Here is a 26355-nt window from a genome sequence, read left to right as displayed (position 1 = left end):
GTTAATCAATTATGGCTGTTCAGCAGAACAAAAAATCCCGCTCTGCCCGTGACATGCGCCGCTCGCACGACGCCCTGTCGGAAAACGCGCTGTCGGTAGACAAGTCCACCGGTGAAGTCCACCTGCGCCACCACGTTTCGCCAGAAGGCGTATACCGTGGTCGCAAAGTGGTCGACAAGGGCGCTGACGAGTAATCCTTGTCCGCTCAGGTCATCGCGATCGACGCAATGGGCGGGGACTTCGGTCCCCGCAGCATTGTTCAGGCTAGCATTGCCTGCCTTTCCGCTACCCCCTCGTTGCACCTGACCCTCGTCGGTCAACCCTCCCTCCTGGAAGATCTTGTCAGCGGCATTGCGGCTGCGGATCGCGCGCGCCTGCAAATCGTCGCCGCCAGTGAAGTGGTCGGCATGGACGAGCGGCCATCCCAGGTGCTGCGTGGCAAGCCGGACTCGTCCATGCGCATCGCCCTGGAACTGGTGCGTGATGGCAAGGCCCAGGCCTGCGTCAGTGCCGGCAACACTGGCGCGCTGATGGCATTGTCACGCTTCGTGCTCAAGACCCTGCCGGGTATCGACCGCCCGGCCATGGTGGCGGCGATCCCGACCCAGGCCGGTTACTGCCAGTTGCTCGACCTGGGCGCCAATGTCGATTGCAGTGCCGAAAACCTGTACCAGTTCGCCGTGATGGGGTCGGTGGCCGCCCAGGCCCTGGGTGTTCACCGCCCGCGGGTGGCGTTGCTGAACATCGGTACCGAGGACATCAAGGGCAACCAGCAGGTCAAGTTGGCGGCAAGCCTGTTGCACAATGCCCGCGGGCTCAACTATGTGGGCTTTGTCGAAGGTGACGGGCTGTACCGTGGCGAGGCGGATGTGGTGGTGTGCGACGGCTTCGTTGGCAATATCCTGCTCAAATCCAGCGAGGGCCTGGCCACCATGATCGGTGCGCGGATCGAGCAATTGTTCAAGGGCGGGTTGCTGGCGCGGGCCGCTGGAGCCGTGGCCATGCCCCTGCTCAAGCGCCTGCAGGCCGACCTGGCGCCGGCGCGGCACAATGGCGCGAGTTTCCTGGGTTTGCAGGGTATCGTCATCAAGAGCCATGGCTCTGCGGGCGTTCAGGGGTTCCAGAGTGCCATCCAGCGGGCGTTGATCGAGATTCAGGAGAATCTGCCGCAGCGTTTGCACGGGCGTTTGGAGGACCTGCTGCTTTAGCCTGCGACGGGGCCCGGGCAGGCAAACAAAGACCTTAGGCATATCCCCGATGAAGTGCTTAAATGTGACCGCTTGGTCTGCGTCTTCATCCAAGCTTTCAGATTCCGCGCCTGGCCCAAGGCCTGGCGTACCCTATCCGACGACAAGATCATAAGGGCTTGTTCAATGTCTGCATCTCTCGCATTCGTCTTTCCCGGTCAAGGTTCCCAGTCGCTGGGCATGCTCGCCGAGCTCGGCGCCGAGAAGCCAGTGATCATCGAAACCTTCAAGGAAGCTTCTGAAGCTCTCGGTTACGACCTGTGGAAGCTGGTTCAGGAAGGTCCGGAAGAGCAACTCAACCAGACTGACAAGACGCAGCCGGCGATCCTCGCCGCGTCCATCGCGCTGTGGCGTCTGTGGCTGGAAGAGGGCGGTGCCACGCCAGCTTTCGTGTCCGGTCATAGCCTGGGTGAATACAGCGCCCTGGTCGCTGCCGGCAGCATCAGCCTGAAAGACGCTGTGCGCCTGGTCGAGCGCCGTGGCCAGCTGATGCAGGAAGCGGTACCTGCCGGGCACGGGGCCATGGCCGCCATCCTCGGCCTGGACGACGCTGTGGTCGTGGAGCTGTGCGCCGAAGCGGCTGAAGATGAAGTGGTCAGTGCCGTCAACTTCAACTCGCCAGGGCAGGTGGTCATCGCCGGCAACAAGGCGGCGGTCGACCGCGCCATGGAGCTGTGCAAGGCCAAAGGCGCCAAGCGCGCCCTGCCGCTGGCCGTCAGCGTGCCTTCGCACTGCGCCCTGATGAAGCCAGCTGCCGAGCGCTTTGCCGATGCGGTCAACGCCATCGAGTGGAAGGCCCCGCAGATTCCGGTGGTGCAGAACGTCACCGCCGCCATCGCGGCCGACCTCGATGCCCTCAAGCAGGACCTGCTGGCGCAGCTGTACCAGCCGGTACGCTGGGTTGAGTGCGTGCAGGCCCTGGCGGCCAATGGTGCAGTCAATCTGGTCGAGTGCGGCCCGGGCAAAGTCCTGGCTGGCCTGAACAAGCGTTGCGCCGATGGCGTGACCACTTACAACCTCAATACCCCTGACGCCGTTGCCGCCACCCGCGCGGCACTGGCCTGATTTGGAGAAGCTTGCATGAGCCTGCAAGGTAAAGTTGCACTGGTCACTGGCGCCAGCCGTGGCATTGGCCAGGCCATTGCCCTGGAACTGGGCCGCCAGGGCGCAACCGTGATTGGTACCGCCACTTCGGCCTCCGGCGCCGAGCGTATCGCCGCCACCCTGAAAGAGCACGGTATCACCGGCACCGGCATGGAACTGAACGTGACCAGCGCCGAGTCGGTTGACGCGGTACTGGCTGCCATTGGCGAGCAGTTCGGCGCCCCGGCCATTCTGGTCAACAACGCCGGCATCACCCGGGACAACCTCATGCTGCGCATGAAAGACGACGAATGGTTCGACGTGATCGACACCAACCTGAACAGCCTCTACCGTCTGTCCAAGGGCGTGCTGCGTGGCATGACCAAGGCCCGTTGGGGTCGTATCATCAGCATCGGCTCGGTCGTCGGTGCCATGGGTAACGCTGGCCAGGCCAACTATGCGGCTGCCAAGGCCGGGCTGGAAGGCTTCAGCCGCGCCCTGGCGCGTGAAGTCGGTTCGCGTGGCATTACCGTCAACTCGGTGACCCCTGGTTTCATCGATACCGACATGACCCGCGAACTGCCTGAAGCGCAGCGCGAAGCCCTGCAAACCCAGATTCCACTGGGCCGCCTGGGGCAGGCCGACGAAATTGCCAAGGTGGTTTCGTTCCTGGCTTCGGACGGTGCAGCCTATGTAACCGGTGCAACCGTGCCGGTCAACGGCGGGATGTACATGTAACCCTGCAACTCAATGTGACGGATTTCGTAAAAAAAGAGTCATACTGCGAGCCTAAAATCCGTTATAAAGCTGCAATCAGATTCCAGACAGCGGGTGCGGTGACTAGCCTGAAGGCAGGTTCAGCTTGAAAAGCGAACGTCTTTCTATAAAATTAGCCACCGGCCAGCTGCCTGCATATATCCATTAGGAGTGAAAACTAGGTATGAGCACCATCGAAGAACGCGTCAAGAATATCGTCGCCGAGCAACTGGGCGTCAAGGCAGAAGAAGTGACTGTTGAGAAGTCCTTCGTCGATGACCTGGGTGCCGATTCGCTTGACACCGTTGAACTGGTGATGGCTCTGGAAGAGGAATTCGAGACCGAAATCCCTGACGAAGAAGCCGAGAAGATCACTACCGTTCAAGCTGCTATCGACTACGTCAAGAACCACCAGGCTTAAGACGTTACCGTCGACGCTACTTGTCGGGGAAAACCGCACTGCCTTCGCTGGCGTGCGGTTTTTTCTTTGCGAGCGCCGCGTATTGTCCAGGCCGCCTCGTTCACCGCGCACCAAGAGCCTGTTGCCATTTCATTCCAGCGCTTGAATGCAATGCCAAGAGACTCTGTTATTAGAAAAGGAGAGTACTGTGTCGCGTAGACGCGTCGTGGTCACCGGTATGGGTATGCTGTCGCCACTGGGTACCGATGTACCGAGCACCTGGCAGGGCATTCTGGCTGGCCGCAGTGGCATCGGTCCGATCGAACACACGGACCTGTCTGCCTACTCCACCCGTTTTGGCGGCTCGGTGAAAGGCTTCGAGGTGGAGCAGTACCTGTCGGCCAAAGAGGCCCGCAAACTCGACCTGTTCATCCAGTACGGCCTGGCGGCCGGGTTCCAGGCGGTGCGTAATGCCGGCCTGGAAGTCACCGACGCCAACCGCGAGCGCATCGGCGTGGCCATGGGGTCGGGGATCGGTGGCCTGACCAACATCGAAGAAACCAGCCGCATCCTGCATGACTCGGGGCCGCGTCGCATTTCGCCATTCTTCGTGCCGGGCTCGATCATCAACATGATCTCGGGTTTCCTGTCGATCCACCTGGGCCTGCAGGGCCCCAACTACGCCATTGCCACGGCCTGCACCACCGGCACCCATTGCATCGGCATGGCCGCGCGCAATATCGCCTACGGTGAAGCCGACGTAATGATTGCCGGCGGCGCCGAAATGGCCGCTTGCGGGCTGGGCATGGGTGGCTTCGGTGCTTCGCGCGCGCTGTCCACCCGCAACGACGAGCCTGCCCGCGCCAGCCGCCCATGGGACAAAGGCCGCGACGGTTTCGTGCTGTCCGACGGTGCCGGTGCCTTGGTGCTCGAAGAACTGGAGCATGCCCAGGCCCGTGGGGCGACCATCTATGCCGAGTTGATCGGTTTTGGCATGAGCGGCGACGCCTACCACATGACCTCGCCACCAGACTCCGGTGAAGGCGCTGCGCGCTGCATGGCCAACGCCCTGCGCGATGCTGGCATCCAGCCGGAGCACGTGAGCTACATCAACGCCCATGGCACTTCGACCCCCGCGGGCGATATCGCCGAGGTGGCGGCGATCAAGCGCGTATTCGGCGACCACGCCTACAAGCTGGCAGTCAGCTCGACCAAGTCGATGACCGGCCACCTGCTGGGGGCAGCCGGCGCGGTAGAGGCGATCTTCAGTGTGCTGGCGATCAACAGCCAGATGGCGCCGCCGACCATCAACCTGGACGAACCGGACGAGGGTTGCGACCTGGACTTCGTGCCGCACCAGGCGCGCAGCATGCCGATCGATGTGGTGTTGTCCAACTCGTTCGGCTTTGGTGGCACCAACGGCTCGCTGGTGTTCCGCCGGTTCGCCGGTTGATGCTCAGCTGGATCGACGGCCAGCCTGCGACTGCGCTCAATCTGCAGAACCGCGGGCTGGCTTACGGCGATGGTCTTTTCGAAACCATCGCCGTTCGGCATGGCCGGCCCAGCCTCCTGGATGGCCATCTCGCTCGCCTGGCGCTGGGTTGCCAGCGGCTGGCGATTGGCGCCGACCTGGCGCAGGTGCGTGAGGAATTGCTGCGCTACGCCAGCCAGCTCGGCGACGGGGTAGCCAAACTCATCCTCACCCGTGGCGACAGCCAGCGTGGTTACGCGCCGGTTGCCGATGCCGTGCCCCGGCGTATCCTGCAGGGCGGCCCATTACCCAGCTATCCTGTTGCCCATGCCGAGCAGGGCGTACGCTTGTTCCCCTGCCAGACACGGCTTGGGGAACAACCGTTGCTGGCCGGGCTCAAACACCTCAACCGCCTGGAGCAGGTGCTGGCCCGTGCCGAATGGCAGGACAGTGACCATGCCGAGGGCCTGATGTGTGACGGGCAAGGCCGGGTGATCGAAGGGGTATACAGCAATCTGTTCCTGGTGCGCGACGGCGTGCTTTTTACTGCCGACCTCAGCCGTTGTGGCGTGGCCGGGGTCATGCGCGGTGCCTTGCTCGAACAGGCGCGCTTGCAGGGTATTACGGCCAACGTCTGCGACCTGCCGTATGGTGCGCTGGAGCAGGCCGATGAAGTATTTGTTTGCAACAGCGTCTATGGCGTGTGGCCCGTGCGCGGGCTTGCCGCGTTAAACTGGTCGCCGGGCCCGCTTACCCGAAAACTGCAGGCCGTTGCCCGTACGTTACTGGAAACCTGAATTCGTGAGACGTAAATTCCTGCTGCTGCTGGAAATGGGTCTGATCCTCGCCGGTCTGGCGCTAGGCTGGTCGGCCTGGAAAATCAACTCGGTCCTGGAGCAGCCACTGCACGTCACGCAGGAACGCCTGCTCGACGTGCCCAATGGCACCACGCCCAACCGCATGTTCTACCGCATGCAAACCGAAGGGCTGCTCGACGACGCCGTCTGGTTGCGCCTGTACTGGCGCTTCAACATGGCCGGTACCCCGTTGCACACCGGCGAATATCGCCTCACCCCTGGCATGACCGTCGAGCAGCTGTTCGACGCCTGGCGCCGGGGCGACGTAGTTCAATACAACCTGACCCTGGTCGAGGGCTGGACCTTCCGCCAGCTGCGCGCGGCCGTGGCCAAGCATGAAAAGCTCAAGCACACCCTGGATGGCCTGTCGGACGCCGAGGTCATGGACAAACTCGGCCATACCGGTGTGTTCCCTGAGGGCAGGTTCTTCCCCGATACCTACCGCTTCGTGCGCGGCATGAGCGACGTCGAATTGCTGCAGCAGGCCTACATGCGTCTGGAAGAGGTGCTGGCCAAGGAATGGGCCGAGCGCGCCACCGACCTGCCGTACCGCGATCCCTACCAGGCGCTGATCATGGCTTCGCTGGTGGAGAAGGAAACCGGCATCCCCCAAGAGCGCGGGCAGATCGCCGGGGTGTTCGTGCGGCGTTTGCGCCTGGGCATGATGCTGCAGACCGATCCGACGGTTATCTACGGGATGGGTGAACGCTATAACGGCAAGATCACCCGTGCCGACCTGCGTGAGCCTACGCCCTACAATACCTACACCATCACTGGCCTGCCGCCCACGCCGATTGCCATGGTCGGCCGCGAGGCGATTCACGCGGCGCTTAACCCGGCCGATGGCACCAGCCTGTACTTCGTCGCCCGTGGCGACGGCAGCCATGTGTTCTCCGACGACCTCAACGATCACAACTCGGCGGTGCGGGAGTTTCAGCTCAAGCGGCGGGCAGACTATCGCTCCAGCCCCGCGCCGCAGCAGCCGGCAAAGCCGGGCGCCGATGACGCTGCGCCAGCCGCCGGCGAAGAGCAGCCGGTACCCGATGAGCCGGCTGCGCAGCCGGCGCCGGCCGCTCCCGCCGGTGATGCCCAGGCGGCCGAGCCGGCAACGCCTGACGAACAACATTAAGGACTGCCTGTGAGCGGCTTGTTTATTACTTTGGAAGGCCCCGAAGGCGCGGGCAAAAGCACCAACCGCGACTACCTGGCGGCGCGCTTGCGCGAGCACGGCCTGGATGTGGTGCTGACCCGTGAGCCTGGTGGCACGCCGCTGGCCGAGAAGGTGCGTGAGCTGCTACTGGCCCCCAGCGATGAACCCATGGCCGCCGACACCGAACTGCTGCTGGTGTTCGCTGCCCGCGCCCAGCACCTGGCCCAGGTGATCCGCCCGGCGCTGGCCCGTGGCGCTGTGGTGTTGTGCGACCGGTTTACCGATGCCACATATGCCTACCAGGGCGGCGGGCGCGGCCTGTCGGTCGAGCGTATCGCCACCCTGGAGCAATTCGTCCAGGGCGACCTTCGCCCGCAGCTGACCCTGGTGTTCGACCTGCCGGTCGAAGTCGGTTTGGCCCGTGCCGCTGCGCGCGGCCGCCTCGACCGCTTCGAGCAGGAAGGCCAGGCGTTTTTCCAGGCTGTGCGCCAGGCCTACCTGCAGCGCGCCCAGCGCGAACCGCAGCGTTACAGCCTGCTGGATGCCGCACAGCCGCTCGCAGCCGTGCAGCGTGCTATCGATGCGCTGTTGCCGGCCATCGTGGAGCGTTGCCGTGGCTGAGGCCTACCCATGGCAGCAGGCGCTCTGGCAGCAATTGGCCGGGCGCAGTCAGCATGCCCATGCCTACCTGCTGCACGGGCCGCAGGGCATTGGCAAGCGGGCCATGGCCGAGCGTCTGATGGCCCGCCTGTTGTGCCAGCAGCCGCAAGGCCTTGATGCCTGCGGCACCTGCAAGTCCTGCCTGCTGCTGAAGGCCGGTAGCCACCCTGACAACTACATCCTTGAGCCCGAAGAGGCCGATAAGCCGATCAAGGTCGACCAGGTCCGTGAGCTGGTGGCCTTCGTGGTGCAGACGGCGCAGTTGGGTGGGCGCAAGGTGGTGTTGATCGAGCCGGTCGAAGCCATGAACGTCAATGCTGCCAACGCACTGTTGAAAAGCCTTGAGGAGCCCTCCGGCGACACCGTGTTGCTGCTGGTCACGCACCAGCCCAGCCGGCTGCTGCCGACCATCAAGAGCCGTTGTCAGCAGGTAGCCTGCCCCCAGCCAAACCTGGCCCAGAGCCAGGCCTGGCTGGCCGCGGCGTTGCCTGATATGGACGAGGCCGAGCGCGACGAATTGCTGAGTTTGGCCGCCGGCTCGCCGCTGATGGCGATCAGCCTGCAGGCGCAGTGTGTGCGCGAGCAGCGTGCGCTGGTTACTGACGGGGTGAAGAAGTTGCTCAAGCAACAGCAATCGCCCAGCCAGCTGGCTGAAGCCTGGAAGGCTGTGCCGATGTTGAGGGTATTCGACTGGTTCTGCGATTGGGCGCACCTCATTCTGCGCTACCAGTTGACCCAGGACGAGGAGGGGTTAGGCTTGGCCGATATGCGCAAGGTGGTGCAGTACCTGGCGCAGAAAAGCCGCCAGGCCAAGGTGCTGGAGGTGCAGGCGTGGATCCTCGAACAGCGCCAGAAGGTGCTGGGTAAGGCCAATCTCAATCAAACCCTGTTGCTCGAATCGCTGCTGGCCCATTGGCTGCAACTGCCGGGCGTCCGCTGATTTCCCATTTTCCATGTGTGCCGCTATCCCATGCTCGTAGACTCCCATTGCCACCTTGACCGTCTTGACCTCAGTGCCCATCAGGGCTCGCTCGATGCTGCGCTGCAGGCGGCGCGTGATCGCGGGGTGGGGCATTTCCTGTGCATCGGCGTCAGTGCCGAAAACGCCGGCGCGGTAAAGGCGTTGAGCGAGCAGTACGCGGATGTCGACTGCTCGGTCGGTGTACACCCGCTGGACCTGGCGCCGGGCGAAACCCCGGCGCTGGAATGGCTACTGCGCGAACTGGCCCACCCGCATGTGGTGGCCATTGGCGAAACCGGGCTGGATTACCACTACGAGCCTGAAGCCGCTGAATTGCAGCAGGCCTCGTTCCGCCTGCACCTGGAGGCTTCGCGGCAGACCGGCAAGCCAGTGATCGTGCATACCCGGGCGGCGCGTGCCGATACCCTGGCACTGCTGCGCGAGGCCAATCTGCCGCAGGCTGGCGTGCTGCACTGCTTTACCGAAGACTGGGACATGGCCAAGGCGGCGCTGGACCTGGGCTATTACATATCGCTGTCTGGCATCGTTACCTTCCGCAATGCCGATGCCCTGCGGGAAGTGGCGCGGCAAGTGCCGGTCGACCGCTTGTTGGTGGAAACCGATTCGCCGTACCTGGCGCCGATTCCGTATCGCGGCAAGCCGAACTTGCCGCAATATGTGCGGGAAGTGGCGGAGTATGTGGCTTCGCTGCGCGGGGCCAGTTATGGGCAATTGGCGGAGCAGACAACGGCTAACTTCAAGCGGTTGTTTCCGTTGGCGCGGGTGGGTTGATTCATTGGAGTTGAAGGTTGTGTGAGGGCCATGAGGTGCCTGCCACAATAAATTCAGCGCCTGTGGGCTCGAACACCTTCGCCCCTCATACCATCCCCAAAACCCCACCTCCAACGCATATCCCCCGCAAACACACAAAAAAAACCCGGGTTCTGGGGGAGGAATCCGGGTTAAGACCATTAGGAGTAAAACAAAGGTACGCGGTCCCTGAGCACCTTTATCGGCGCGCTGCTAGGGGGGATGCGCCGCGCCAACACTTCTAGTATTGGCCAGGTTTGGCGGCCTGCCAGTGGCTATTGGTCGTTTTTTAAACAGATTTGGAATACGGCCGCGTCTGGTTCCTCCCGCATCGTATGGTCGAGAGCATCCTGAAACACAGCCATGCTCGGAAGATCCGTGCAATTTCCCGCAAGTTAGGCATAATAAACCGCTTCGATTGTCATCCAGTCCTTCCCATGCAGAAAGAACCTCGTAAGGTCCGTGAGTTTCGCCGTCGCGAACAGGAAATCCTCGATACCGCGCTCAAGCTGTTTCTCGAGCAAGGTGAAGACAGCGTCACCGTCGAGATGATCGCCGACGCCGTGGGCATCGGCAAAGGCACGATCTACAAGCACTTCAAGTCCAAGGCCGAGATCTACCTGCGCCTGATGCTCGACTACGAGCGCGACCTGAACGGGTTGCTGCACTCGGCCGACGTCGACCGTGACAAAGAGGCCCTGTCGCGTGCCTATTTCGAATTCCGCATGCGTGACCCTCAGCGTTACCGGCTGTTCGACCGCCTGGAAGAAAAGGTGGTCAAGGGCAACCAGGTGCCGGAAATGGTCGAACAGTTGCACAGCATCCGCGCTTCCAACTTCGACCGCCTCACCCAGCTGATCAAGGGCCGCATCAGCGAAGGCAAGCTCGAAGACGTGCCTCCTTACTTCCATTACTGCGCCGCCTGGGCACTGGTGCATGGCGCCGTTGCGCTGTACCACTCACCGTTCTGGAGCAATGTGCTGGAAGATCAGGAAGGCTTCTTCCAGTTCCTGATGGACATTGGCGTGCGCATGGGCAACAAGCGCAAGCGCGACCCGGAACCGTCCCACTGAGCTACGCCCCACCGGCTATGCGTACAGGGCTTGCAAAAACCTGATTTATGAGTCAGCTTTTGCCGGCCCCTTTTACCCATGCCGGAGTCATCCATGATCGTCGATCGTCAAGGCAGGCGGTTTCGCAACCTGCGTGTCAGCCTGACGGCTGCCTGCAATTACGCCTGTACCTATTGCGTGCCCGACGGCAAGCGCCTGGTGGCGGCGCAGGACGAGCTTTCGGCAGACGCACTGGCGCGTGGCGTGGCCTACCTGATTGAAGCAGCCGGCATCGAGCGCTTGCGTATCACCGGTGGGGAACCGCTGGTCAGTCCGCGCCTGGATGCCTTTCTCGCCGCGGTGGCCAAACTCGGCCTCGAGGATATTTCGCTGACCACCAATGGTCAGCTGCTGGGCCGTAAGTTGCCGCAATTGCAGGCAGCCGGAATTCGTCGGCTGAACGTTTCGCTCGACACCCTGGACCCGTTGGCGTTTCGCCAGATCGCCCGCGGCGGCGACCTGGCCACGGTGTTGGCGGCGATGGAGCGGGCCCGCGCCATGGGCATGCAGATCAAAGTGAACATGGTGCCGATGCGCGGGCAGAACCTCGACCAGGTGCTGCCGTTGCTGGATTACTGCATGGCGCGCGGCTTTGAGTTGCGTTTCATCGAACTGATGCGCATGGGCCACCTGGCGCGTGATCACTCTGCTTTCCTGCGGCAATTTGTCAGCCTCGATGACCTGCTCACGCTGATCGGCGGTCAGCACGCCTTCGCCCGTGTCGCTGCGCCGGTGGACGCCACCGCCATGCGCTATCAGATCCCCGGCAAGGGGCACTTCGGCGTCATCGCCAATGAGAGCGTGCCGTTCTGCCGGACCTGCTCGCGGCTACGGCTGTCGTCCACAGGTTGGCTGCATGGCTGCCTGTCGTCGGGTAATCGTCATTTCGTTGGCGACCTTCTGGAGAAACCACGTCACCAAGCCTTGCCGGCGTTGCAGCGGTTACTGGTCAAGGCGCTGGCGGACAAACAGGCATTGGCGTTTTCCGGCGGCGTGACGGTGATGAAGGTAATCGGCGGCTGAAGCTGGCGCAAAAGCTGCATCCGCCGGCTATTCGCCGGTTTTTCGTCGCCGGTCACTGGAGGAAAGATGCGTAGCCTGGTCTTGCTGCTGGCGCTGATGGCGTTGGGCGGTTGCATGAATGTCAGCGATATGGGCGAGGGCGTCCGCTATCACATGAGCGACGCAGGGCTGCTGGACCATAGCGAAACCCGGCGCACGCTGTCGATTCGCCTGCAGCCCGACTCGTTCATCTTCATAGGGCAGGGCGCATTCGTGCCGCCTGGCAAGGGCCCGGTACCCCGGCAGAATGCAGTGGCCGAGCAGGCGTTCAAGAGTTTCGTCGAGTATTTCCCGCTGGTGCGCCGCGCCCAAGGCCCGCTGGGCCTGGAAGAGGCCATTGCGCAGGCCCGTTCGGTCGGTGCCGACTATGTGCTGTATACCCGCTTCGCCCGCACCGACGACCGCATCGGCAATGGTGACGAGTGGTACGATGAGCAAGCCGTCGACCGCCTGGGCTGGGACAGCGGTGTGGTGCAGATGATGCTGATCGAAACCAATACCCGCTACCTGATCGATACCGCTCGCATCAAGAGCCGTGGCGGTTTGTTGACGTTCCACGATAAAACCCCCGAGGATTTGCTTGCCGCACCGATGCGCGAGTACGCTCGTAGCCTTCTGGGCATGAGTGAGTGAGGCGAGTGTGATGAGCGACACCGGTAAGGCCAACGACCTGCTGGCGCAGATCCCCAAGGCCAAGGGCCTGCCACCGGTCCACCTGTGGAACCCCGATTTCTGCGGTGACATCGACATGCGTATCGCCCGCGATGGCACCTGGTATTACCTGGGCACGCCCATCGGCCGCAAACCGATGGTGCGGCTGTTCTCGACCATCCTGCGCCGCGATGGTGACGATTACTTCCTGATTACCCCGGTGGAAAAGGTGGGCATCCAGGTAGACGATGCGCCGTTCGTGGCGGTGGCGCTGGAGGTGCAAGGGCAGGGCGAGCAGCAGGTGCTGCGCTTTACCAGCAATGTCGAGGATCAGGTCGAGGCCGGCCCGGCCAATCCGCTACGGGTAGTCACCGATCCGGTGACGCAAGCGCCGTCGCCGTACGTGCTGATGCGCAGCAACCTCGAGGCATTGATACACCGCAATGTGTTCTACCAGATGGTGGAGTTGGCGGTGCCGCGCGAGATCGATGGTGAGCAATGGCTGGGCGTTTGGAGCGGTGGCGAGTTCTACCCGATTGGGCGCAGCAGCTGATTGCATTGTGCGTGCGTCGCCGGCTTCGCAGCAAACGAAAAAGCCCCCGGCTGCTTTCACAGCCGGGGGCTTTTCCAATGTTTGGCTCCGCGACCTGGACTCGAACCAGGGACCCAATGATTAACAGTCATTTGCTCTACCGACTGAGCTATCGCGGAATCTGCGCACATCATACCGATCGCCAGGGGGAAGTCAAGCCACCCCCTGCCAAATCAAGCAGTTACAACACTTGCACGATCGCCTTGGTGACGACATGGATGTTGCTCTGGTTCAGCGCAGCCACAGCGATGCGGCCAGTGTCCAGCGCGTAGATGCCAAAGTCGTTCTTCAACCGGGCCACCTGCTCTACGCTCAGGCCCGAGTAGGAGAACATGCCGACCTGGCGACCGACGAAGCTGAAATCGCGATTGGCACCGTATTCGGCCAACAGCGCGACCATCTGCTTGCGCATGCCGTGGATGCGTTCGCGCATTTCGGCCAGTTCGGTTTCCCACATCTGGCGCAGCTCGGCGCTGTTCAGCACGGTAGCGACGATGGTTGCGCCGTGGGTGGGCGGGTTGGAATAGGTGGTGCGGATCACGCGCTTGACCTGCGACAGCACGCGGGTGCTTTCGTCTTTGGAGGCGGTAACCACCGACAGCGCACCCACGCGCTCGCCGTACAGCGAGAACGACTTGGAGAATGAGCTGGATACGAAGAACTCCAGGCCCGACTCGGCGAACAGGCGGACCGCGAAGGCGTCTTCGGCAATACCGTCGCCAAAGCCTTGGTAGGCCATGTCGAGGAACGGCACGTGGCCTTTGGCCTTGACCACTTCCAGCACGTTTTTCCAGTCGTCCAGGCTCAGGTCGACGCCCGTCGGGTTGTGGCAGCAGGCGTGCAGCACCACGATCGAGCCGGAGGGCAGGGCGTTGAGGTCTTCGAGCATGCCGGCGCGGTTGACGTCGTTGCTCGGGGCGTCGTAGTAGCGGTAGGTCTGCACCGGGAAACCGGCCGACTCGAACAGGGCGCGGTGGTTTTCCCAGCTCGGGTCGCTGATGGCCACCACGGCGTTTGGCGAAATCCGCTTGAGGAAGTCGGCACCGATTTTCAGTGCGCCAGTACCACCGACGGCCTGCACGGTGACCACGCGGCCGGCGGCCAGCAGTGGCGATTCGGCACCGAACAGCAGCTTTTGCACGGCCTGGTCGTAGGTGGCGATACCATCGATCGGCAGGTAGCCGCGCGAGGCATGCTGGGCTGCACGCTGGGTCTCGGCTTCGATCACGGCGCGCAGCAGCGGAATGCGGCCTTCCTCATTGCAGTACACGCCAACACCCAGGTTGACCTTGTCGGTACGTGGGTCGGCATTGAATGCTTCGTTGAGGCCCAGGATAGGGTCGCGGGGTGCCAGCTCGACAGCGGAAAACAGGCTCATTGTTACTTCGGCTCTGATTGGAGAGTGATAGGGCGTACACGCTCCAGCCGAATGCACTGAAGCGGTGCACAAACGGGGAGTCAGTATAGTGATACCGACCGGTGACCGCGACACTCTGGCGCGGCTTTTCCGGGTATTTGCGCAAATATTTTTTGACCATCGGTCTGATTGCCCGGTCAACCGTAATACCTGGTTGTGGCTGTGCCTTGAAAGCCGCCCCGTGCGGGCGCATTTGGGTATAGACTACTGGCTAAATTTACAGTTGCTGCAGCACCGCGAGGTCCGTCATGTCCGAGTTCCAGCTCGTTACCCGTTTCCAGCCTGCCGGCGACCAGCCCGAGGCGATCCGCCAGATGGTCGAGGGCATCGAGGCCGGGCTGTCGCACCAGACGCTGCTGGGGGTGACGGGTTCGGGCAAGACGTTCAGCATTGCCAATGTGATCCAGCAGGTTCAGCGCCCGACCCTGGTGCTGGCGCCGAACAAGACCCTGGCCGCGCAGCTGTACGGTGAGTTCAAGGCGTTTTTCCCCAATAACGCGGTGGAGTACTTCGTCTCCTACTACGACTATTACCAGCCGGAAGCCTATGTACCGTCGTCGGACACCTTCATCGAGAAGGATGCATCGATCAACGACCATATCGAGCAGATGCGCCTCTCGGCGACCAAGGCGCTGCTGGAGCGCCGCGATGCGATCATCGTCACCACCGTGTCGTGCATCTACGGCCTGGGCAGCCCCGAGACCTACCTGAAAATGGTCCTGCACGTGGACCGCGGCGACAAGCTCGACCAGCGCGCGCTGCTGCGCCGCCTGGCCGACCTGCAGTACACCCGCAACGAGATGGACTTTGCCCGCGCCACCTTCCGTGTAAGGGGGGATGTGATCGACATTTTCCCCGCAGAATCGGACCTGGAGGCCATCCGCGTCGAGCTGTTCGACGACGAGGTGGAGAACATCGCGGCGTTCGACCCGCTGACCGGCGAGGTCTTCCGCAAGCTGCCGCGGTTCACCTTCTACCCCAAAAGCCACTACGTCACCCCGCGGGAAACCCTGCTGGACGCCGTGGAGGGCATCAAGGCAGAGCTCAAGGACCGCCTGGAGTACCTGCACAAGGCCAACAAGCTGGTCGAAGCCCAGCGCCTGGAGCAGCGCACCCGGTTCGACCTGGAGATGATCCTGGAGCTGGGCTACTGCAATGGCATCGAAAACTACTCGCGTTACTTGTCTGGCCGCCCGGCGGGTGCACCGCCGCCAACGCTGTACGACTACCTGCCGCCCGATGCGCTGCTGGTGATCGACGAATCCCACGTCAGCGTGCCGCAGGTGGGGGCCATGTACAAAGGCGACCGTTCGCGCAAGGAAACCCTGGTCGAGTATGGCTTCCGCCTGCCGTCGGCACTGGACAACCGGCCCATGCGCTTCGATGAATGGGAGAGTGTCAGCCCACAGACCATCTTCGTTTCCGCCACTCCGGGGCCTTACGAGGCCGAGCATGCCGGGCGGGTGGTGGAGCAGGTGGTGCGCCCCACCGGGCTGGTCGACCCGCAGGTCGAAATTCGCCCGGCACTGACCCAGGTCGACGACCTGCTGTCGGAGATCCGCAAGCGGGTGGCTGCCGGCGAACGGGTGCTGGCCACCACCTTGACCAAGCGCATGGCAGAAGACCTCAGCGACTACCTGGCCGATCACGATGTGCGGGTGCGCTACCTGCACTCGGACATCGACACGGTGGAGCGGGTGGAGATCATCCGTGACTTGCGCCTGGGTACCTTTGACGTGCTGGTGGGGATCAACCTGCTGCGTGAGGGCCTGGACATGCCCGAGGTGTCCCTGGTGGCGATCCTCGATGCTGACAAGGAAGGTTTCCTGCGCTCGGAGCGGTCTCTGATCCAGACCATTGGCCGTGCGGCGCGTAACCTCAATGGCCGGGCCATCCTGTACGCCGACAACATCACCGGCTCGATGCAGCGGGCGATCGATGAAACCGAGCGCCGCCGCGAGAAGCAGATCGCCTTCAACGAAGCCAACGGCATCGTGCCCAAGGGCGTGATCAAGGACATTACCGACATCATGGAGGGCGCCACCGTACCGGGTGCGCGCAGCAAGAAGCGCAAGGGCATGGCCAAGGCCGCGGAGGAAAGCGCCCGTTACGAGGCCGAACTGCGCACGCCTGGGGAGATCACCAAGCGTATCAAGCAGTTGGAGGAGAAAATGATGCAGTTCGCCCGCGACCTGGAGTTCGAAGCCGCGGCGCAGTTGCGTGACGAGATCACCAAGCTGCGCGAGCGGTTGATCACCAGCTGAAGGCTGGCGCCGGCCCTGTGGGTGCATCGTAACACGCTCAATGGGCCTCGCCAGCTTTCAAGCCCTGGGGCAATTTGCGCGTCAGCAGCACCGCCACCATGCTTACCGCCAAACCAATCCCGACGAAGTGGAAAGCGTCGTTGTAAGCCATGATCAGCGCCTGCTGGTGGGTGATCTCGCTCAGCTTGCCCAGCGCCGCGTTGTCACTCCCCAGGCGCTCCGTCAGTTGCGCCAGGCGCTCGGCCACTTGGGGGTTGGTGGGCACCACGGCCTCACGCAGGTAATCGAAATACACCTTGGTGCGGGCGTCCAGGAGTGTTGCCAGCAAGGCAATGCCAATGGCGCCGCCGAGGTTGCGCAGGATATTGAACAGGCTCGACGCAGACCCTGCGTCCTGCGGCTGAATATAGGCGGTGGCGATAAGCGAGATGGTGACCATGATCATCGGCTGGCCCAGTGCGCGAATGATCTGCACATGGTTGAACTGCGGCCCGGCAAAGTCAGGGTTCAGTACCCCCGAGCCGAAACTGGCAGCGCCGAACAGGCAGAAGCCCAGCGCACACAGCACCTTGGGCGATACCACCTTCATCAGCTGCGGCACCAGCGGAATCAGGAACAGCTGCGGAATACCCATCCACATGATCACTTCGCCAATCTGCAGGGCGTTGTAGCCCTGCACCTGGGTCAGGTACAGCGGCAGCAGGTAGATCGAGCCGTACAACCCCACGCCCATGCCCAGGCTGGCGATGCTCGACAGGCCGAAGTTACGGTTGCCGAGTATGCGCAGGTTGATCAGTGGGTGCGGCCTGGAAAACTGCAGGATGACGAAGGTGATGAGGCTGACCAGGGCGACGCTGCCCAGGGCCACGATCAAGTGCGATTCCAGCCAGTCCTTGCGGTGGCCTTCTTCGAGAAATACCTGCAGGCAGCCCAGGCCCAGGCCGAGTGTGAGGATGCCGGCATAGTCGGTGCTTTTCAGCAGGTCCCAGTGCGCCTCCTTTTTCTCCAGCCCGTACAGCAGGCCAGCGATCATCACCAGGCCCGGCGGGATGTTGATGTAGAAGATGTATTCCCAGCCCCAGTTCTCGGTCAGCCAGCCGCCCAGGGTGGGGCCGATCGACGGCGCGAAGGTGGCGGTCATGGCGAACATGGCCATGCCCTTGGCACGGTGGTGCTCCGGCAGTTTGGTCAAGGTCAGGGTGAATGCCAGCGGGATCAGCGCGCCGCCGGTAAAGCCTTGCAGGGCGCGGAACAGGATCATGCTTTCCAGGTTCCAGGCCATCGAGCACAGCAACGAAGACAGCAGGAACCCGGCCGAAACCCACACCGCCAGGCGCCGCGCCGACAGCAGCTGCACCAGCCAGGCCGTCAGCGGGATCATGATGATTTCCGCGACCAGGTACGAGGTGGAAATCCACGAGCCTTCTTCCAGGGTGGCCGACAGCGCGCCCTGGATGTCCTTGAGCGAAGAGTTGGTGATCTGGATGTCCAGCACCGCCATGAAGGCGCCGAGCATCACGCTCATCACGGCGATCCAGTCGCGGCGGCTGGGTTCCCCCGTTGGGCGCAGCAGTTGTTCAGCGGCCATCGTGGCCTTCGTCTTCGTTGCGCAGGTCCACGGTGGCAGTGACCGACATGCCCGGGCGAATACGCCCGTGCAGAGGGTTGTCGGCGCGGAAGGTGAGTTTTACCGGGATGCGCTGGACCACCTTGGTGAAGTTGCCAGTGGCGTTGTCCGGTGGCAGCAGGCTGAATTGCGCACCCGAGGCTGCGAACAGGCTGTCGACCCGGCCTTCGATCGGCGTATCGGGGTAGCTGTCGAACAGCAGTTCGGCGCGCTGGCCTGGCTGCATATGGCCGATCTGGGTTTCCTTGAAGTTGGCCTGCACCCAGATGTCTTCGTCAGGCACGATTGACAGCAAGTAAGCCCCGGCCTGCACCACCTGGCCATTACGGGCACTGCGCTGGCCGATGGTGCCGCTGATGGGCGCGCGGATCTCGCAGCGGGTGAGGTTCAACTCGGCCTGGGCCAGGTCGGCGCGGGCATTGGCGATCTGCGCATCGAGGCGCTTGAGCTCGGCATTCAGTGCGCTGACCTGCTGGCGCTGGCTTTGCAGGTCGGCACGGGCCTTGTCCACTTGCGACCCGGCAACATGGCTGTCGGCCGACAGGGTGGTGACCCGTTCTTCCGACACAAACCCTGGCTTGCGCAGCTTCTCGGCGCGGCTCAGGTCCAGCCGCGAGCGGTCGAACGTGGCCTGGTTGGCGGCCACCTGGGCCTGGCCGGCGGCAATCAGGCTGCTTTGCTGGGTAAGGCGGCTTTGCGCCTGGGCGTACTCGGCTTCGCGGGTGGCCAGTGCCGCACGGGCGCGCTCAAGGGCCAGCTCGAAATCGGCCGCCTCCAGGCGCACCAGCAGGTCGCCCTGGTTGACATGCTGGTTGTCTTCGACCGGCACGCTGTCGATGCGCGCGCCCAACTGGCTGGAGACACGGGTGATCTCGCCCTGTACGTAGGCGTTGTCGGTGCTTTCGTAGAAGCGCCCCTTGAAATACCAATGGGCCAGGAAAGCCAAAGCAATGATGGCCACCAGGGTGAAGAATATCGCCAGGCGGCGTTTGAGTTGGGCAGGCATGGGGATTGTCGTTGCAGAAATGTAAATAAATTTAACAGCGGCAGATGGCCACTCGGCAAGTGACGTTCGCGCCATTGCTGGAGCCCGGTGCCCGCCACCTGCTAACATCCCGCCTTTGTTTCATCTTTCGTTCGAGACTCTCCATGACCACCGTACGCACGCGTATCGCGCCATCGCCTACCGGCGACCCTCATGTTGGCACTGCCTACATCGCCCTGTTCAACTACTGCTTCGCCAAGCAGCACGGCGGTGAGTTCATCCTGCGCATCGAAGACACCGACCAGTTGCGCTCCACGCGCGAGTCGGAGCAGCAGATCTTCGATGCCCTGCGCTGGCTCGGCATCGAATGGAACGAAGGCCCGGACGTTGGCGGCCCGCACGGCCCGTACCGGCAGAGCGAGCGTGGCGAGATCTACGCCCAGTACGCCAAGCAACTGGTCGACGCCGGCCACGCTTTCTACTGCTTCTGCACCGCCGAAGAGCTGGAACAGATGCGTGCCGAACAGCAAGCCCGCGGCGAAACCCCGCGCTATGACGGCCGTGCCTTGCTGCTGAGCGACGAGGAAGTGCAGCGCCGCCTGGCCGCTGGCGAACCGCACGTGATCCGCATGAAGGTGCCCAGCGAAGGCGTGTGCGTGGTGCCGGACATGCTGCGTGGCGATGTCGAAATCCCGTGGGATCGCATGGACATGCAGGTGCTGATGAAGAACGACGGCCTGCCCACGTACTTCCTGGCCAACGTGGTGGACGACCACCTGATGGGCATTACCCACGTGCTGCGCGGCGAAGAATGGCTGCCATCGGCACCCAAGCTGATCAAACTGTACGAGTATTTCGGCTGGGAGCAGCCCAAGCTGTGCTACATGCCGCTGCTGCGTAACCCCGACAAGTCCAAGTTGTCCAAGCGCAAGAACCCGACTTCGGTCACCTTCTACGAGCGCATGGGCTTCATGCCCGAAGCCATGCTCAACTACCTGGGCCGCATGGGCTGGTCGATGCCGGACGAGCGCGAGAAGTTCTCGCTGGCCGAGATGGTCGAGCACTTCGACCTGTCGCGCATCTCGCTGGGCGGCCCGATCTTCGATATCGAGAAGCTGTCCTGGCTCAACGGCCAGTGGTTGCGCGAGCTGCCGGTCGAGGAGTTCGCGGCGCGCCTGCAGAAGTGGGCGTTCAACAGCGATTACATGATGAAGATCGCTCCGCATGTGCAGGGCCGGGTGGAAACCTTCAGCCAGGTCGCCCCGCTGGGCGGTTTCTTCTTCGAAGGCGCGTTGAAGCTGGACGCCAAGCTGTTCGAAAGCAAGAAGTTGTCGGCCGACCAGGTGCGCCAGGTCATCCAGCTGATCCTGTGGAAGCTCGAAAGCCTGCGCCAGTGGGAAAAAGAGCGTATCACCGGCTGTATCCAGGCTGTGGTCGAGGCGCTGGAGCTGAAGCTGCGCGATGCCATGCCGCTGATGTTCGCGGCCATCACCGGCCAGGCCAGCTCGGTGTCGGTGCTGGACGCCATGGAAATCCTTGGCCCGGACCTGACCCGCTACCGCCTGCGCCAGGCCCTGGACCTGCTGGGTGGTGTGTCGAAGAAGGAAAACAAAGAGTGGGAAAAGCTGCTGGCTTCCATCGCCTGATTCAGTATTACACCTAACCTGTGGGAGCGGGCGCGCCCGCGAATGCGGTGTTTGATCTACGATCGCATTCGCGGGCACGCCCGCTCCCACAGGCCCAGCTGAAGCCAAAAAACCGGGGCAGGGCGGTAAGTGATTGTTATCTGTGAAAAAATTTTTGATTATTTTTGAAAATTCGTTTGACAGCCCTGCAATCCGATCTTAATATGCGCCCCGTCCACAGCGATGAACGTAAACGAAGCGCCAGGCACCCAGCCAGCGGTTCGGTTCAAAGCGACATTGTGGGGCTATAGCTCAGCTGGGAGAGCGCCTGCATGGCATGCAGGAGGTCAGCGGTTCGATCCCGCTTAGCTCCACCAAATTCCGCTTAACAGCCCAGGCTGGTAAGCAAGACCGGGTCCAGCAACCGGGTCTTGAAGGTAAGAAGGTTCGTCCCCTTCGTCTAGTGGCCTAGGACACCGCCCTTTCACGGCGGTAACAGGGGTTCGAGTCCCCTAGGGGACGCCAGTTTTGCACAAGCGATGTTGTAGATGTCGCTGGGCCGCGAGGCTAAAAATCCGGGGCTATAGCTCAGCTGGGAGAGCGCCTGCATGGCATGCAGGAGGTCAGCGGTTCGATCCCGCTTAGCTCCACCAATTCTGCCAGGGTTCACGCGAGTGAATCTTTGCGAAGGTTACGTCCCCTTCGTCTAGTGGCCTAGGACACCGCCCTTTCACGGCGGTAACAGGGGTTCGAGTCCCCTAGGGGACGCCACTTTTCCTGCGTTTTGCAGGGCTTAAAAAGGCTCGTCGATTATTGATGAGCCTTTTGTTTCGGGGCTATAGCTCAGCTGGGAGAGCGCCTGCATGGCATGCAGGAGGTCAGCGGTTCGATCCCGCTTAGCTCCACCATTTATGCCAGGGTTCATGCAAATGAATCTTTGCGAAGGTTATGTCCCCTTCGTCTAGTGGCCTAGGACACCGCCCTTTCACGGCGGTAACAGGGGTTCGAGTCCCCTAGGGGACGCCAATTTTTTTACCCGCGTTTTGCGGGACTTTGAAGGCTCATTCGATTATTGAATGAGCCTTTTGTTGTGCGCCAGGCATGGCGCGTTGCGCGTAAGCGCAACCTGCTTGGCTGTGGTGGCCAAGCGGGTGACTTGGAGGTGAAAGTCCTCTACACACCCGGCAAGGGGAAGTGTTAGCCGGAGGCAAGGGTGTCGCGGGCGACTGCGAATCTGAAGGAAGCCCGAGGCAAAATGCTGGCCTGACGAACAGGAAGCGGATCAGGCGGCACAGCGGGGTTAGGCGGCAACAATCGCCAAAGCCCAATACTTGCACGGAACGCTGTGACGTAAATCCGACAGGCATAAGCAGGAAGGTCACGCGAATTACCCTGGGAGATCTGTACGTTTGCCATTGTGCTACCGCGCGTCGAAAGGCGACGGGATGAGCGTGCAGAAGTCAGCCGAAGCCGTAGTAAGTGGCGGATAACCGCGCCACCAAGGGCCGAACAGGTTATGCCGCTAGTAGGCGTCACTGTCTCGTTGGTAGCCGTAATGCAGAAATTTCCCACAGCGGAAACTGTCATCCCGAATCCCGGCCAGAAGCCGAGGGTGATGCCTGACAGTGCAAAGGTGCCGGCGGCGTCAGCGACGTGGACGAACGCGGAGCCGGACACGCTGATGGAGCGGGTGCTTGCACCGGCCAACCTCAGACGTGCGTATCAACGCGTGGTCAGCAACAAGGGAGCGCCGGGTGCCGATGGCATGACGGTCGCTGACTTGGCGGGCTACATGAAACAGTATTGGCCAACCCTCAAGGCCAGGCTACTGGCCGGTGAATACCATCCACAAGCAGTGCGAGCGGTTGAAATTCCCAAGCCGCAGGGCGGCACACGGCAACTGGGAATCCCCAGCGTCGTGGATCGCTTGATCCAGCAAGCCTTGCAGCAACAGCTCACGCTCATCTTCGACCCACTGTTCTCGGACTACAGTTATGGCTTCCGTCCGGGCAGAAGCACACATCAAGCTGTCGAGATGGCCCGTGCCCATGTGGCATCGGGACATCGGTGGTGCGTGGAAATCGATCTGGAAAAGTTCTTCGATCGAGTCAACCACGACATCCTCATGGCCTGTATCGAGTGCCGGGTCAAAGATAAGTGCGTACTTAGGCTTATCCGTCGCTACCTTGAAGCGGGAGTCATGTCAGGTGGTGTCGTTAGCCCACGGCAGGAAGGGACGCCGCAAGGCGGCCCGCTCTCGCCGCTGCTGTCGAATATCCTGCTCGATGAATTTGACCGCGAACTGGAGCGGCGGGGCCATCGCTTCGTGCGCTATGCCGATGACGCGAACATTTATGTGCGCAGTCCTCGGGCTGGCGAGCGAGTACTGGTCAGTGTCGAGCGCTTCCTGAACCAACGTTTGAAACTGACGGTGAATCAGAAGAAGAGTCGAGTCGCGAGAGCCTGGAAGTGTGACTACTTGGGCTATGGGATGAGCTGGCATCAGCAGCCAAGGCTGCGGGTGGCAACGATGAGCCTGGGTCGCCTGCGCGACCGGCTCGCAGAGCTGCTACGCGGTGCACGGGGTCGCAAGATGGCAAATACCATCGAGCGGATAAACCCTGTATTACGAGGCTGGGCGGGTTACTTCAAGCTCAGCCAGAGCAAACGGCCACTTGAGGAACTGGATGGCTGGCTCAGGCACAAACTCCGCTGTGCCATCTGGCGCCAATGGAAGCAGCCCTCTACGAGGGTGCGCAACCTGATGCGCCTGGGTCTAAGTGAAGAGCGTGCCTGCAAATCAGCCTCTAATGGTCGAGGCCCATGGTGGAACTCGGGAGCATCTCATATGAATCAGGCGCTGCCGAAGAAGCTATGGGATCGACTCGGACTGGTCTCGATACTGGATACGATCAACCGGCTTAGCCGCATAGCCTGAACCGCCGTGTACGGAACCGTACGCACGGTGGTGTGAGAGGACGGCGGGTGTGAACCCGCCTCCTACTCGATTTCCCGGCAAGGGTTACCAGCGCAGCGAAACGGTGCCGAGCAAGGTGCGCTCTTCACCCCAGTAGCAGCGCCCGGCGTTATTGCAGCCGGCCACGTATTCTTTGTCGAACAGGTTGCGCGCGTTCACCTCTACCGACCAGTTGTCGTCTATCGCGTAGCCTACCTTGGCGTCGACCAAGGTTACGTCACCCGTGCTCGCTGAGGTCGCTGTTCAGTTCAAGCTCCACACCCTTGGCGCGGCTGGCGCCGATCTGACGGTAGTCACCCACGGCCGCGTCGTAGAGCACATCGTCCTTTTTGCGCAGGTCGAACACCGATGCGGTAAAGGCGGTGTTCCAGCCTTTGGGTTCGTACTTGATTCCGAGTTCGTACTGCTCGCTGGTGGTGGGGTCGAGTGGGCCGCTTCTGCTTTCGGTCTGCTGGGTCGGGGCGAAGGCGGTGGCATAGCTGGCGTACGGTGACAGGCCATTGTCGAACTGGTACATCACGCCGGTTTGCCAGGTGAACTTGCTGTCCCAGCTGTTCATGTCGGCCGCGGCGTTGAGGGTGCCTGCCTTGTTGCGGTATTGGCTGTTGACCCGGTCCAGGCTCAGCCCTGCCAGCACGGTGTGGTCGAAGGCGCCGGGGGTGAAGTGGCCTTCGAACTGGTTGTCCAGCGAGTAGGCGATGGACTTGTTATAGCGGTCGTAGGCCGTGTTGCCGAGGGTACTGCCGAAGCCGTTGTCGTTCAGGTTGCCTGGCCACATTTCTTGGCGGTCGATGCGCGACTGCAGGTAGCGCGAGTTCTGGCGGAACTGCCAGGTGTCGTTGAAGCGGTGGCTGAACGCGTAACCCAGGGTCCAGGTTTCCCGCTCGAAGTTGTCCCAGTCCGGGTTGCCGGACAACTGGTCCTTGTCGATCTTGCCGTTGGGGTTGTGCAGCAGGGTACCGGCGGCGGGGAAGCCCAGCTCCATCAGGGTGCGGTCGCGCTGATAGGTGGCCAGCACGGTCAGGCTGTTGTCATCATCGAAATTCAGCGTCAGCGAGGGGGCAAGGTACAGGCGGTCGTCGGGCTGGTGGTCGACCTGGGTATCGGCGTTGCGGCCCAGCATCACCAGGCGGCCCAGTACATTGTCCGCATCGGTCAATGGCCCGGAAATGTCCACGCCCAGCTGGCGGCAGTTGTGCGAGCCGTAGCTCAGTTGCACTTCCCCGCGGGGCTCGGCGGTGGGCTGCTTGCTGACCAGGTTGACCACGCCGCCGGGGGCGTTTTCACCGTACAGGATCGAAGTCGGCCCGCGGAACACTTCCACCCGCTCCAGGCCATAGGGTTCGCTGCTGGTGTCGTAGCGGTTGCCCTGTACCCGCAGGCCGTCGCGCAGCAGGCCATAACCGTAATCGGTAGCGTTGAAGCCGCGAATGAAGAACAGGTCGCCGGCCTGGCCATCGCCGCCGGCGAAGGGCGGCGAGAAAATGCCCGGCACATAGCCCAGCACTTCGGTGAGGGTTTGTGACTGCTGGTCGTCCAGGCGCTGGCGGGTCACCACCGAGACAGAGCGTGGGCTATCGGCCAGGGCGCTGCTGGTCTTGCTGGCCGTGCTGCTGGCGACCCCACGGTAACCCGTGCCGCTCTGGCCGTTGCTGACCAGCAGGGTGGCTGCATTGATCGCGGTAGCGTCCAGTTGCAGGGCGTTGCCCTCGGCCAGCGGTTGCAGCACATAGCCGGCGTTGCCTTGCGCAACCGCTTGCAAGCCGCTGCCCTGTAGCAGGCGGGCCAGGCCCTGCGCCACGCTGTAGCGGCCTTGCAGGCCCTGGCTGAGCTTGCCGGCGGCCAGCTCGTTGCTGCCGGCCAGGTAGATGCCGGCCTGGCTGCTGAACTGGTTGAGGGCGCTGGCCAGCGAGCCGGGGGCGCGGTGCGGCGGCACACAGCGAAAGCGGCGCGGCAAGCGCCAGGCGAAGCATGGGTTGGAAGGGCGTCGGCATGCGGGTCTCTGGAGTCGGTAAGGTGAGTTGGACGGGCTATGCCGGGTTAACCGAACGCGATTGGAAAAAGGGAACTGGCTTGGCATTGATTTTCATAACTGATGAACACCGCGTCGCCTGCTTCGCGGGCTCGCCCGCTCCCACAGGTACTGCGCCGGCTTCGAGTTCACGCTGTCTGTGTGGGAGCGGGCATGCCCGCGAAGAATCCAGCGCGATGCAAGGCGCTGGGTTCAAAGGTGTTCAGGTATCAAGCCGGCTCGACTGTGACCCACCACGGCGTCAGCCGCTGCACCCGCACCGGCAGTGCCGCTTGCAGCAATTCCAGCGCCCGGTCGGTGTCGTTGAGCGGAAACGCCCCCATCACCGACAACGTCGCCACCTCCGGGTGCCAGCCCAGGTGCCCATGGCAATAGCGCCCGAGCGTTTGCAGCAAATGCGCCAAGGGCATGCCTTCGGCGTTCAGTCTGTGCTGAACTGCAATCGGCAAGATGTTTTGCCTGCGCGCCATGGGACAACCTGCCGCCTTGACGCAAAGGGCTGCAATTTGTTTGTGCAGGCATTTCAAGTACAATCGGCAAAACGATTCAGCCATGTCAGTCAATGCGACAAAGGCAGGGTCGTTTTTTCGTTCTCTAGCTGCTGAACAATGATCAA

The 26355-nt window shown here is 62.3% G+C and carries 21 protein-coding genes, 7 tRNA genes and 2 pseudogenes; 24 read left to right on the top strand and 6 right to left on the bottom strand.

Translation table 11 applies throughout. From position 1 onward, the window contains the following. Positions 1-11 precede the first annotated feature (11 nt). The 15 genes from rpmF (at position 12) to L1P09_RS18395 (ending at position 12773) form a co-directional block, all read left to right on the top strand. Positions 12-194: a 50S ribosomal protein L32 gene (rpmF, locus tag L1P09_RS18465; protein WP_029887079.1), complete on the top strand. Its 183-nt coding sequence runs from the start codon at positions 12-14 to the stop codon at positions 192-194. A 3-nt stretch (positions 195-197) separates the two neighbouring features. Then, complete coding sequence (gene plsX / locus L1P09_RS18460) at positions 198-1208, top strand: phosphate acyltransferase PlsX (protein WP_260777094.1); 1011 nt, start codon at positions 198-200, stop codon at positions 1206-1208. 165 nt (positions 1209-1373) lie between these two features. Continuing rightward, positions 1374-2312 carry an ACP S-malonyltransferase gene (gene fabD, locus L1P09_RS18455; protein ID WP_082414728.1) on the top strand — a complete coding sequence of 313 codons (939 nt, stop codon included), beginning with the start codon at positions 1374-1376 and terminating at the stop codon, positions 2310-2312. Between the two features lie 15 nt (positions 2313-2327). After that, on the top strand, positions 2328-3068 hold the full coding sequence (gene fabG, locus L1P09_RS18450) for a 3-oxoacyl-ACP reductase FabG (RefSeq protein WP_009685066.1): 741 nt from the start codon (positions 2328-2330) through the stop codon (positions 3066-3068). Positions 3069-3270: 202 nt separating this feature from the next. Further along, positions 3271-3507 (top strand): acyl carrier protein, encoded by a 237-nt coding sequence (acpP, locus tag L1P09_RS18445; RefSeq protein ID WP_054905790.1) that lies wholly within the window; start codon positions 3271-3273, stop codon positions 3505-3507. 187 nt (positions 3508-3694) lie between these two features. Continuing rightward, a complete protein-coding gene (gene fabF, locus L1P09_RS18440) occupies positions 3695-4939 on the top strand; it encodes a beta-ketoacyl-ACP synthase II (protein ID WP_192440704.1) in 1245 nt (414 codons plus the stop codon). Then, entirely contained in the window at positions 4939-5754 is an 816-nt protein-coding gene (gene pabC / locus L1P09_RS18435) for an aminodeoxychorismate lyase (RefSeq protein WP_029887082.1), read from the top strand. Before fabF ends, pabC begins: the two co-directional genes overlap by 1 nt. Positions 5755-5758: 4 nt before the next feature. After that, complete coding sequence (mltG, locus tag L1P09_RS18430) at positions 5759-6943, top strand: endolytic transglycosylase MltG (protein ID WP_047149967.1); 1185 nt, start codon at positions 5759-5761, stop codon at positions 6941-6943. Positions 6944-6952: 9 nt separating this feature from the next. After that, on the top strand, positions 6953-7585 hold the full coding sequence (tmk, locus tag L1P09_RS18425; protein WP_110679707.1) for a dTMP kinase: 633 nt from the start codon (positions 6953-6955) through the stop codon (positions 7583-7585). After that, a complete protein-coding gene (locus L1P09_RS18420) occupies positions 7578-8564 on the top strand; it encodes a DNA polymerase III subunit delta' (RefSeq protein ID WP_192440702.1) in 987 nt (328 codons plus the stop codon). The genes tmk and L1P09_RS18420 overlap by 8 nt, the downstream gene beginning before the upstream one ends. Before the next feature lie 30 nt (positions 8565-8594). Next, the gene (locus L1P09_RS18415) at positions 8595-9377 is read left to right on the top strand and encodes a TatD family hydrolase (RefSeq protein WP_009685057.1); all 783 of its coding nucleotides are present in this window, start codon (positions 8595-8597) and stop codon (positions 9375-9377) included. Positions 9378-9832: 455 nt separating this feature from the next. Further along, positions 9833-10468, top strand: a complete 636-nt coding sequence (locus tag L1P09_RS18410; protein WP_009685056.1) for a TetR/AcrR family transcriptional regulator — start codon at positions 9833-9835, stop codon at positions 10466-10468. 93 nt (positions 10469-10561) lie between these two features. Further along, a complete protein-coding gene (locus L1P09_RS18405; protein WP_235767969.1) occupies positions 10562-11530 on the top strand; it encodes a GTP 3',8-cyclase MoaA in 969 nt (322 codons plus the stop codon). Between the two features lie 66 nt (positions 11531-11596). Then, positions 11597-12202 carry a DUF4823 domain-containing protein gene (locus L1P09_RS18400; protein WP_009685054.1) on the top strand — a complete coding sequence of 202 codons (606 nt, stop codon included), beginning with the start codon at positions 11597-11599 and terminating at the stop codon, positions 12200-12202. A gap of 10 nt (positions 12203-12212) precedes the next feature. Further along, positions 12213-12773 (top strand): DUF1285 domain-containing protein, encoded by a 561-nt coding sequence (locus L1P09_RS18395; protein ID WP_009685053.1) that lies wholly within the window; start codon positions 12213-12215, stop codon positions 12771-12773. 82 nt (positions 12774-12855) lie between these two features. On the opposite strand, the gene L1P09_RS18390 is transcribed toward L1P09_RS18395, so the two are convergent. Then, positions 12856-12931, bottom strand: a tRNA-Asn gene (locus tag L1P09_RS18390). Between the two features lie 62 nt (positions 12932-12993). Further along, positions 12994-14190 (bottom strand): amino acid aminotransferase, encoded by a 1197-nt coding sequence (locus L1P09_RS18385; RefSeq protein ID WP_029887102.1) that lies wholly within the window; start codon positions 14188-14190, stop codon positions 12994-12996. Positions 14191-14477: 287 nt separating this feature from the next. On the opposite strand from L1P09_RS18385, the gene uvrB reads away from it, so the two are divergent. Beyond that, positions 14478-16493: an excinuclease ABC subunit UvrB gene (uvrB, locus tag L1P09_RS18380; RefSeq protein WP_009685051.1), complete on the top strand. Its 2016-nt coding sequence runs from the start codon at positions 14478-14480 to the stop codon at positions 16491-16493. Positions 16494-16530: 37 nt separating this feature from the next. Here the strand turns inward: uvrB and L1P09_RS18375 are convergent, their stop codons facing one another. Beyond that, positions 16531-18021 (bottom strand): MDR family MFS transporter, encoded by a 1491-nt coding sequence (locus L1P09_RS18375; protein ID WP_172828417.1) that lies wholly within the window; start codon positions 18019-18021, stop codon positions 16531-16533. 49 nt (positions 18022-18070) lie between these two features. Further along, positions 18071-19126, bottom strand: coding sequence for an HlyD family secretion protein (locus L1P09_RS18370; protein ID WP_009685049.1), 1056 nt, complete (start codon positions 19124-19126; stop codon positions 18071-18073). Between the two features lie 143 nt (positions 19127-19269). Between L1P09_RS18370 and gltX the strand changes: the two genes are divergently transcribed. The 8 genes from gltX to ltrA all read left to right on the top strand — a co-directional run bounded on the left by gltX (position 19270) and on the right by ltrA (position 23668). Continuing rightward, on the top strand, positions 19270-20751 hold the full coding sequence (gene gltX, locus L1P09_RS18365; protein ID WP_029887104.1) for a glutamate--tRNA ligase: 1482 nt from the start codon (positions 19270-19272) through the stop codon (positions 20749-20751). A 280-nt stretch (positions 20752-21031) separates the two neighbouring features. Then, positions 21032-21107 (top strand) — tRNA-Ala (locus L1P09_RS18360). Positions 21108-21179: 72 nt separating this feature from the next. Beyond that, a tRNA-Glu gene (locus L1P09_RS18355) sits at positions 21180-21255 on the top strand. A gap of 52 nt (positions 21256-21307) precedes the next feature. After that, positions 21308-21383, top strand: a tRNA-Ala gene (locus L1P09_RS18350). 42 nt (positions 21384-21425) lie between these two features. After that, positions 21426-21501, top strand: a tRNA-Glu gene (locus tag L1P09_RS18345). Between the two features lie 61 nt (positions 21502-21562). Beyond that, positions 21563-21638: transfer RNA gene (locus L1P09_RS18340), tRNA-Ala, on the top strand. Between the two features lie 42 nt (positions 21639-21680). After that, positions 21681-21756, top strand: a tRNA-Glu gene (locus tag L1P09_RS18335). Positions 21757-22246: 490 nt separating this feature from the next. Next, positions 22247-23668: a group II intron reverse transcriptase/maturase gene (ltrA, locus tag L1P09_RS18330; RefSeq protein ID WP_222186725.1), complete on the top strand. Its 1422-nt coding sequence runs from the start codon at positions 22247-22249 to the stop codon at positions 23666-23668. 84 nt (positions 23669-23752) lie between these two features. Here the strand turns inward: ltrA and L1P09_RS18325 are convergent. Together L1P09_RS18325 and L1P09_RS18320 are read right to left on the bottom strand one after the other, a co-directional pair. Then, positions 23753-25701: pseudogene (locus tag L1P09_RS18325) on the bottom strand (TonB-dependent siderophore receptor). A 247-nt stretch (positions 25702-25948) separates the two neighbouring features. Next, positions 25949-26176 (bottom strand): annotated as a pseudogene (locus tag L1P09_RS18320) (iron dicitrate transport regulator FecR); the annotation flags it as partial. Positions 26177-26355 lie beyond the last annotated feature (179 nt).

Source organism: Pseudomonas juntendi (assembly GCF_021560075.1).
Lineage (GTDB): Bacteria > Pseudomonadota > Gammaproteobacteria > Pseudomonadales > Pseudomonadaceae > Aquipseudomonas > Aquipseudomonas juntendi.
The sequence above is the reverse complement of the archived record's forward strand: the minus strand, read 5'-3'. Positions and strand labels throughout refer to the sequence as shown.

What these genes read in the sequence shown, in the direction of transcription:
- rpmF (WP_029887079.1), top strand. Translation starts at nt 12, where the DNA reads ATGGCTGTTCAGCAGAACAAAAAATCCCGCTCTGCCCGTGACATGCGC.
- fabD (WP_082414728.1), top strand. Translation starts at nt 1,374, where the DNA reads ATGTCTGCATCTCTCGCATTCGTCTTTCCCGGTCAAGGTTCCCAGTCG.
- fabG (WP_009685066.1), top strand. Translation starts at nt 2,328, where the DNA reads ATGAGCCTGCAAGGTAAAGTTGCACTGGTCACTGGCGCCAGCCGTGGC.
- acpP (WP_054905790.1), top strand. Translation starts at nt 3,271, where the DNA reads ATGAGCACCATCGAAGAACGCGTCAAGAATATCGTCGCCGAGCAACTG.
- pabC (WP_029887082.1), top strand. Translation starts at nt 4,939, where the DNA reads ATGCTCAGCTGGATCGACGGCCAGCCTGCGACTGCGCTCAATCTGCAG.
- L1P09_RS18415 (WP_009685057.1), top strand. Translation starts at nt 8,595, where the DNA reads ATGCTCGTAGACTCCCATTGCCACCTTGACCGTCTTGACCTCAGTGCC.
- L1P09_RS18410 (WP_009685056.1), top strand. Translation starts at nt 9,833, where the DNA reads ATGCAGAAAGAACCTCGTAAGGTCCGTGAGTTTCGCCGTCGCGAACAG.
- L1P09_RS18405 (WP_235767969.1), top strand. Translation starts at nt 10,562, where the DNA reads ATGATCGTCGATCGTCAAGGCAGGCGGTTTCGCAACCTGCGTGTCAGC.
- L1P09_RS18400 (WP_009685054.1), top strand. Translation starts at nt 11,597, where the DNA reads ATGCGTAGCCTGGTCTTGCTGCTGGCGCTGATGGCGTTGGGCGGTTGC.
- L1P09_RS18395 (WP_009685053.1), top strand. Translation starts at nt 12,213, where the DNA reads ATGAGCGACACCGGTAAGGCCAACGACCTGCTGGCGCAGATCCCCAAG.
- L1P09_RS18385 (WP_029887102.1), bottom strand. Translation starts at nt 14,190, where the DNA reads ATGAGCCTGTTTTCCGCTGTCGAGCTGGCACCCCGCGACCCTATCCTG.
- uvrB (WP_009685051.1), top strand. Translation starts at nt 14,478, where the DNA reads ATGTCCGAGTTCCAGCTCGTTACCCGTTTCCAGCCTGCCGGCGACCAG.
- L1P09_RS18370 (WP_009685049.1), bottom strand. Translation starts at nt 19,126, where the DNA reads ATGCCTGCCCAACTCAAACGCCGCCTGGCGATATTCTTCACCCTGGTG.
- gltX (WP_029887104.1), top strand. Translation starts at nt 19,270, where the DNA reads ATGACCACCGTACGCACGCGTATCGCGCCATCGCCTACCGGCGACCCT.
- ltrA (WP_222186725.1), top strand. Translation starts at nt 22,247, where the DNA reads ATGCCGCTAGTAGGCGTCACTGTCTCGTTGGTAGCCGTAATGCAGAAA.